Annotated in this window: 6 protein-coding genes and 2 pseudogenes; 3 read left to right on the top strand and 5 right to left on the bottom strand. The window is 56.6% G+C overall.

The window, feature by feature from the left end; genetic code table 11:
- The 3 genes from LOX95_RS13080 to LOX95_RS13070 form a co-directional block, all read left to right on the top strand.
- The coding region (locus LOX95_RS13080; protein ID WP_242915332.1) for an N-formylglutamate amidohydrolase at positions 1-913 on the top strand (913 nt) is incomplete at its 5' end.
- Positions 910-2,757 (top strand): flavohemoglobin expression-modulating QEGLA motif protein, encoded by a 1,848-nt coding sequence (locus tag LOX95_RS13075; protein WP_242915331.1) that lies wholly within the window; start codon positions 910-912, stop codon positions 2,755-2,757. The genes LOX95_RS13080 and LOX95_RS13075, both read left to right, overlap by 4 nt.
- Positions 2,758-2,765: 8 nt before the next feature.
- Positions 2,766-3,812, top strand: coding sequence for a glutathione synthetase (locus LOX95_RS13070; protein WP_242915329.1), 1,047 nt, complete (start codon positions 2,766-2,768; stop codon positions 3,810-3,812).
- 50 nt (positions 3,813-3,862) lie between these two features.
- Here LOX95_RS13070 and LOX95_RS14355 read toward each other — a convergent pair.
- The 5 genes and pseudogenes from LOX95_RS14355 to LOX95_RS13050 form a co-directional block, all read right to left on the bottom strand.
- Positions 3,863-4,044 (bottom strand): annotated as a pseudogene (locus LOX95_RS14355) (hypothetical protein); the annotation flags it as partial.
- Positions 4,038-4,124 (bottom strand): annotated as a pseudogene (locus LOX95_RS14350) (hypothetical protein); the annotation flags it as partial. The pseudogenes LOX95_RS14355 and LOX95_RS14350, both read right to left, overlap by 7 nt.
- A 2-nt stretch (positions 4,125-4,126) precedes the next feature.
- On the bottom strand, positions 4,127-4,819 hold the full coding sequence (locus LOX95_RS13060) for an IS6 family transposase (protein ID WP_242915342.1): 693 nt from the start codon (positions 4,817-4,819) through the stop codon (positions 4,127-4,129).
- Between the two features lie 32 nt (positions 4,820-4,851).
- A complete protein-coding gene (locus LOX95_RS13055) occupies positions 4,852-5,472 on the bottom strand; it encodes an amidohydrolase family protein (RefSeq protein WP_242915327.1) in 621 nt (206 codons plus the stop codon).
- Entirely contained in the window at positions 5,469-6,353 is an 885-nt protein-coding gene (locus LOX95_RS13050; protein WP_242915325.1) for an NAD(P)-dependent oxidoreductase, read from the bottom strand. Before LOX95_RS13050 ends, LOX95_RS13055 begins: the two co-directional genes overlap by 4 nt.
- Between the last annotated feature and the right edge of the window lie 11 nt (positions 6,354-6,364).

Raw genomic sequence — 6,364 nt, 5'->3', positions numbered from 1 at the left:
CCGCCATAGCCCTCGCCGCTACAGTGCTCTTTTGGCTATGAGTCCTGAGCCTAGGGCGGAACTTGAATACGAATGTAAACATTTAGTCGCCATGGCTCGCAACGAAGATATTCATGAGAATCTCGGTACGTATCCGTTGTGGACTTTAAAAATTGGAGCCTCTCCTCTGATAGGAACGGCTATCCATGACGGACATGCCATCGGACCTCATCTTGTTAAGCTGATGGCTCTCGATGAGGCAGGTCGCTTGCGTGAGGAAGACCCGTTTACCGCGCATTTTATCGCGGACCTGCCTACCCAGATTGTGGTTCACCGGTCGCGCTTTGAAGTCGATCTTAATCGCTCCCCAGAAAGCGCGGTCTATCTAGATCCGGAACAGGCGTGGGGGCTCAAAGTTTGGAATGAAAAGCCCGATCAGAATGCACTAGCAGGCCTTCTGCACCAGCATGCCAGTTACTATAGGTTGCTACACTACGTTCTTGCCCAGGCAGAGGCACAGTTCGGCAAATTTATCGTTCTGGATGTCCATAGTTACAACCATCGGCGCGATGGTGTTGACTCTCCCCCCACAGAACAGCGCGACGCTCCGGACATAAATATCGGAACGTATTCGATGAATAGGGAACGCTGGGCACACGTCATCGAACCCTTCATGGCAAGCTTACGAACTGCGCGTGTCCGGGGGCGTCCTATCGATGTGCGCGAGAATGTAGCCTTTCAAGGCAAGGGCGAACAAACCCGGTTCATCCACGAACACTTCCCTTCCTCCGGCTGCGCTATAGCCGTTGAGCTCAAAAAGATTTTTATGGACGAGTGGAGCGGCAAACCTGACCACGCTGCCATTGAAGATCTGCGCGCTGCCATAACAGGCAGTCTTCCGTTCCTTAAAGCTGCGCTCGAGCGATCGCCATGAGCGCCTCAACATCGAATGTCGATACGGCTGCGATAAAGGCCTGCCTAGAAAAAGACGACCCCATACGGCTCGATCTTAATGGTAGAGGCCGACTGTTTATGGATCGGCCTATGCCGTTCATTGCAGTGCAAGTTGGTCACCGAGCGCCAGTGGCACGCGACGTGGTGATGGCAAATGCATCCTATCTTCGTGTTGCCAACCTCTCAGACGCCGTGAAGGTAATACGGCTGGTTGGGGCCGCGATGACCGAGCGCTTCGGTGCTTTTATGGTCATCGATATTGGGGAACTGGCTAAAGACGGCCTCGCCAAAGATGCCCCCTACCTGTCTCCCTTTACCGTTACAGCGTCGGCACCTGCGGACAAGGCCACTCAGCAAGCTTTGTCTGCTCTTATCAGCGGCATTCAGACTGCCGACGCACGCTATCGCACGCCCCTTATTAATCGCTTGAAACTAGCGGATGACACCCAGGCTAGCCTTGCCCGCAAGCTTCCGGCCTTTCCGGTCATCACTCTTCGGTTCGCACCGATCTATAAGGTCCCACAGTCGAATGAGGTCTATCCTGAGTTACGCGATAGGCTGGTGTCGAATATTGTCGACGCCGTTCTCCAATCCGCAGCAGAATTTACGCGCAAAGAAACGTGTCTAGAGCCTGCCAGCCATAGAGCTCTGGGGCGCCGCGTCTTCGTCGATGCGGTCCAGCGTGCTGACCGGGCCATCGACGAAATCGCGAGCCGGTTCGACTTTCTGTTGTCCGTTACGCCTATTAATTCAGAAGATGCTTGGGCCGACTTCAAAGCTCTAAACTTTGAGCGGGCTCCTCATTTTCTTTATCGTCCGCTCGCTTTCAATATCGTGGAGAGCAAAAAAGCTCTCTTTTCGATCAATCTGGAAAGGTTTGAGGACCCCGTTCTCACGACGCTTTACCGTGAGAAACAAACTGAACTCGATCTACAACTCTCTATGCTAGCGGCGCGTGGCGCACGTCAGTTTGTGGATTTGGGAAGCGCTCTCTATCGCTCCATTGAACCTCGCCTTAGTCAGGTAGCGCACGACATATTGCAAGCAACCGCCGGTGCTAAACCGGACGACGATGCCGACACTGTCGATTACCGGTTTCTTGAACGGCGCGCTCAAACGATGATTGATCGTTATTCAGCGCAGGCCAAAGGCTTTGCGGCGTCGGTTTGCGTGCGGGACGACCTCCCTGCTGGCATGATGGTGAGTAACGGCGAGCTGCTCATCTCACGACACACCTCCATGTCTAAGGCGCGGGTGGAAGCCTTGCTAAGCCACGAAGTGGGCGTCCATTTGCTGACCTACTTCAACGGCTCAGGTCACGGGTTGAAAATATTCCGCAGCGGGTTGGCAGGCTATGAAGGCGCGCAAGAAGGATTGGCTGTGTTGGCGGAATACCTCGCGGGGGGAATGACCGTCTCACGCCTTCGCCTTCTCGCGGCCCGAGTATGCGCCGTCGACGGAATGCTTAACGGCGCAAGCTTCGTTGACACCTTTTCGATGCTCCATAGGGGACACGGCTTCTCCGACAGAAATGCCTTCAACATTGCCCTTCGTGTCCATCGCGGCGGTGGCCTTGCCAAGGATGCCATCTATCTGCGCGGACTGCTGGAACTTCTGGATCACCTCTCGAGGGGCGGTGCGCTCGATTCATTTTGGATGGGCAAGATCGCGTCTTCGCATCTGTCGGTAATGCAGGAGTTAAGCTTACGAGGCCTGCTCAAACGTCCGCAAATCATGCCGCAGTTTCTTGACCTGCCGGGAGCGGATCAAAGACTGGCCCGTCTGAAGACCGGGCTTTCACCTCTAGACCTTATTGCTGCCTAGGAGGCCTCATGCGCATCGCATTCTTCGTCAACTCTATCGAGGGCGAAACGCCCCGTTTCACCACGACTATTCTGGCGTTGGCAGCAATGAATCGTGGGCATGAAATCTGTTACGTTACCCCTTCGGATTTCGTCCTTTCTCCCGATGACAGCCTTGCGCTCAACGGCCTGGAGCTACCATCTGGCAGCTATAAGAAACCCGAAACTTTTCACCGGGCGCTTATAAGCAGTGACGCTACAAAACGCCTATTTGATATGAGTGAAATCGATGTTCTCTTCCTGCGTAACGATCCCTCGCTCGATGCGATTGATCGACCTTGGGCGGCAAATGTTGGGATTATATTTGGGCGAATGGCGGCCCAGCGCGGCGTCCTTGTAGTCAACGATCCCGACGGGCTCGCTCACGCACAGAACAAACTCTATTTTCAGGATTTTCCGGCTTCGGTCCGGCCTCCAACGCTTATTTCGAAGAACATCGATGAAATTAAAGCTTTCATTCAGGGCCAGAAAAAGGGCGTCATCGTCAAACCCCTGCAAGGATCAGGCGGAAAGAACGTCTTCAAGATTTCCTCGCCTAAAGACCAGAATCTGAACCAGATATTCGAGGCTGTGAGCGAAGAAGGCTACCTGATTGCTCAGGCCTTCATTCCCGAAGCTGGAGAAGGCGATGTCAGGTTCTTCCTGATGAACGGCCGCCCGCTCATCCGCGACAGGAAATACGCTGCGTTCCGCCGCGTGCCAGCTAAAGGGGATATTCGATCCAACATTCATGTTGGCGGCGGTCCCGCACCGGTAGATGTCAGCGGGACCATGCTGGATATCGCTGAAACGGTCCGACCCAAACTTATTCAGGATGGCATGTTCCTCGTCGGGCTCGACATTGTTGGAGACAAGTTGCTCGAAATAAATGTCTTCACACCGGGGGGCATTAACAACCTATCCCAGCTTTACGACACAAATTTTGCTGACAGTATTATTGAAGCCTTGGAAAACAAGAAGGCAATCAGCACAGCCTATGGCCGGCACATCGGTAACCGAGAACTAGCTACGCTCTAAAGATACACCAAGTGAGGAGTTTGGTTGTCGCATGACGTGACCCCCGTTTCTCATCCAGCCATAACGAGAGTCCGAGGTTGATTTGAGTAGAGATTGGTTGGGTTGGCAATAGGGCGGCCTGCGCAGCCCTCAACTAGCGCAGCAGGCCGCCCGGCGTTTCCAGTAAGGGCTTGTGCGTAGGCCCTGCGGCGTCAGCCAGCCGAGCTTCGAGTGCGGTCGCCGCTCGTTGTAGTCATGCCGCCAGGCCTCCAGCACCTCGCGGGGTGCTGTCAGGGTAACTGAGCGCAGCCGAAAGCCCCCGACCCTGCTCATTCTCAGGCGGTAGCGGCCGCCCATGCGGTATCCGCATCGACGCGAAAACGACGAAGTGTGGATCTGCTGATCAGATGGCGCTGGATGTTGAAGGTGTTGTAGATCGCTGCGTGGGTAGTGAGAAATCTTTGTGCTGAGGCTTGGGATTTGAACCTCTGCTGCTGCCTCTCCCGTCGCCGGATCGGCAGGTGCGAGTTCTCGACACGGTTGTTATCTCGAAGCCGACCGGGACGATGAAGGTGCCGTAGTTCCAGCTGATCGAGCGCCGCACCGTACGATGCCAGTCGGTCCGTTGTTATGCTTTCAGGCTCGACAGGCTGGTTGCGAAGAAGTCGTTTGAGCAGCTTCAAAGCCGCCCCTATATCCCGTCGACGCTGGACGATGACATCTAAAACCTCGCCTTCGTCGTCGACCGCACGCCACAGATACATGCGTCGGCCGCCGATCTTGCAAACCATCTCATCGAGATGCCAACGGCCTGTCGGTGGCACTCTCCGCTTCTTTAGCCGCCGTGCAATCAGAGGCCCAAACTTGATCGTCCAGCACCGGATCGTTTCGTAGCTGACGTCAATTCCGCGTTGCGCCATCATTTCCTCGACGTCGCGGAAGCTAAGATTAAAGCGAAAGTACAACCACACGGCATGACGGATCACCGCCGCCGGAAACCGATGACGCTTAAACGATAGTGGCTTCATAAAACGCCTGCTCCACCAATGGCTTGTAGCCATCAAAGTGGAGCACCTTTAGCGTTAGATTGACAGCACCTATAATAGGCCCCCGTCGCGTGCATGGCATGGTTACAGCTGCCCGAGACGTGGATCATGGCTGGCACGTCCAGCTCGACCATCTTTTCGTACAGCGGGTACCAATAGGGATCGGTCAGCGGCGGGTGTTTGAAGTGACCACCACCGGGATCCGGATTGAGGTTGCAACCCACAAAGCCCAGCTCGGTCACGCAACGCTCCAGCTCGGCAATCGAACCCGCCAGATCAGCCATCGGCGACTGGGGCAGCATGCAGACACCGACAAAGGTTTCCGGATACAGGCCGACAACCCGTGCGATCAGGTCGTTGCAACGACGCGACCACTCCATGCTGACCGCCTCGTCGCCGACATGGTGCGCCATGGTCGAAGCCCGCGGCGAGAAGATCGTCAGATCGGCACCGCGCTCGCGCAGCAGTCGAAGCTGGTTCTTCTCGATTGTCTCGCGGATATCGTCATCCGAGATATCGGGATATTCAGGCGCAGGCTCCCCCGCCTTGAACGCCGCAATCTGTGCCTCACGCCAAGCCGTGTGGGCCTCGGGCGCGGTCGTATAGTGACCGTGGCAGTCGATAATCAAACTCACTTGTTTCGCTCCCCTCTGAGCAACACCGAGGCGATCTTCTCTTCGAGGCTCTCAGGGGGCTGTTTCAGCCCCAGCGCCCCGACCTCGGCCTGTCGTTTGACGGTGCCGGAGCTCATCGCCGCTCCGGTTCCCAAATCCTCAAGTGTCCGGACGACCTCCGCCATCTCGGCGGCTCGTCGGCTGCCGTGGATCATCATCCGGTCAAGGTTGTAGTGGGCGCGCTCTGCCCAGCTGGCTTCGCTCCAGCTGGCGTCCAGCGAGCTAAGAACTTCATCGAGGACACCGGCCTTGGATGCCGCCAGCACGCACTCTGCCGTCAGGGCCTCGAGACCCTTCACCATGACAGAGCGGATCATCTTGATCGACGAGGCGCGGCCGATTGGCCCCTCGACAATCCGCACATTGGAAAAGCCAAGATCCGACAGACGCTCTGCCGCCTGCGCAGCCTTTGTCCCGCTCAGCAGAAGTGGGACACGCAGGGCGGCGGGCTGGACCGGCGACATCACCGCCACGTCCACATAGTGTCCACCCGCCGCGTCGATTGCGGCGGCCCCCGTCTGCTTGGTCGAGGGTGCGACACTGTTGAAATCGAGATAGAGGCTACCCCGCGCGATCACGTCTGCCGTCGCCTGCGCGACGCCGAGCGCCTGATCGGCCGTGACCAGCGAGATAACGGTTTCAGCGCCCTCGACGGCTTGTGACAGAGCGGCGCAGCCGGACACATGGCAAGCCACATATTCGGCCTGTTTCGCAGCAGCCGTTTCGGGCATGTCGGTCAGGCGGTCATAGACAGCGGCGCGCTGTTCCCAGCCACCGGCAGAGGCAAAAGTGCGCCCCGCTTCGCCAAATCCGATAACCGCTATGCCCGATAACTTTGCCATACAACATAGTT

This window comes from Brevundimonas pishanensis, assembly GCF_022750635.1.
Taxonomy (GTDB): Bacteria; Pseudomonadota; Alphaproteobacteria; order Caulobacterales; family Caulobacteraceae; genus Brevundimonas; species Brevundimonas pishanensis.
Note: the sequence above shows the minus strand (reverse complement) of the source record. Positions and strands in the feature narration are given on the sequence as shown.

Excerpts from the sequence above, each read along its gene's own strand:
- LOX95_RS13060 (WP_242915342.1), bottom strand. The coding sequence starts at position 4,819 with ATGAAGCCACTATCGTTTAAGCGTCATCGGTTTCCGGCGGCGGTGATC.
- LOX95_RS13070 (WP_242915329.1), top strand. The coding sequence starts at position 2,766 with ATGCGCATCGCATTCTTCGTCAACTCTATCGAGGGCGAAACGCCCCGT.
- LOX95_RS13050 (WP_242915325.1), bottom strand. The coding sequence starts at position 6,353 with ATGGCAAAGTTATCGGGCATAGCGGTTATCGGATTTGGCGAAGCGGGG.
- LOX95_RS13075 (WP_242915331.1), top strand. The coding sequence starts at position 910 with ATGAGCGCCTCAACATCGAATGTCGATACGGCTGCGATAAAGGCCTGC.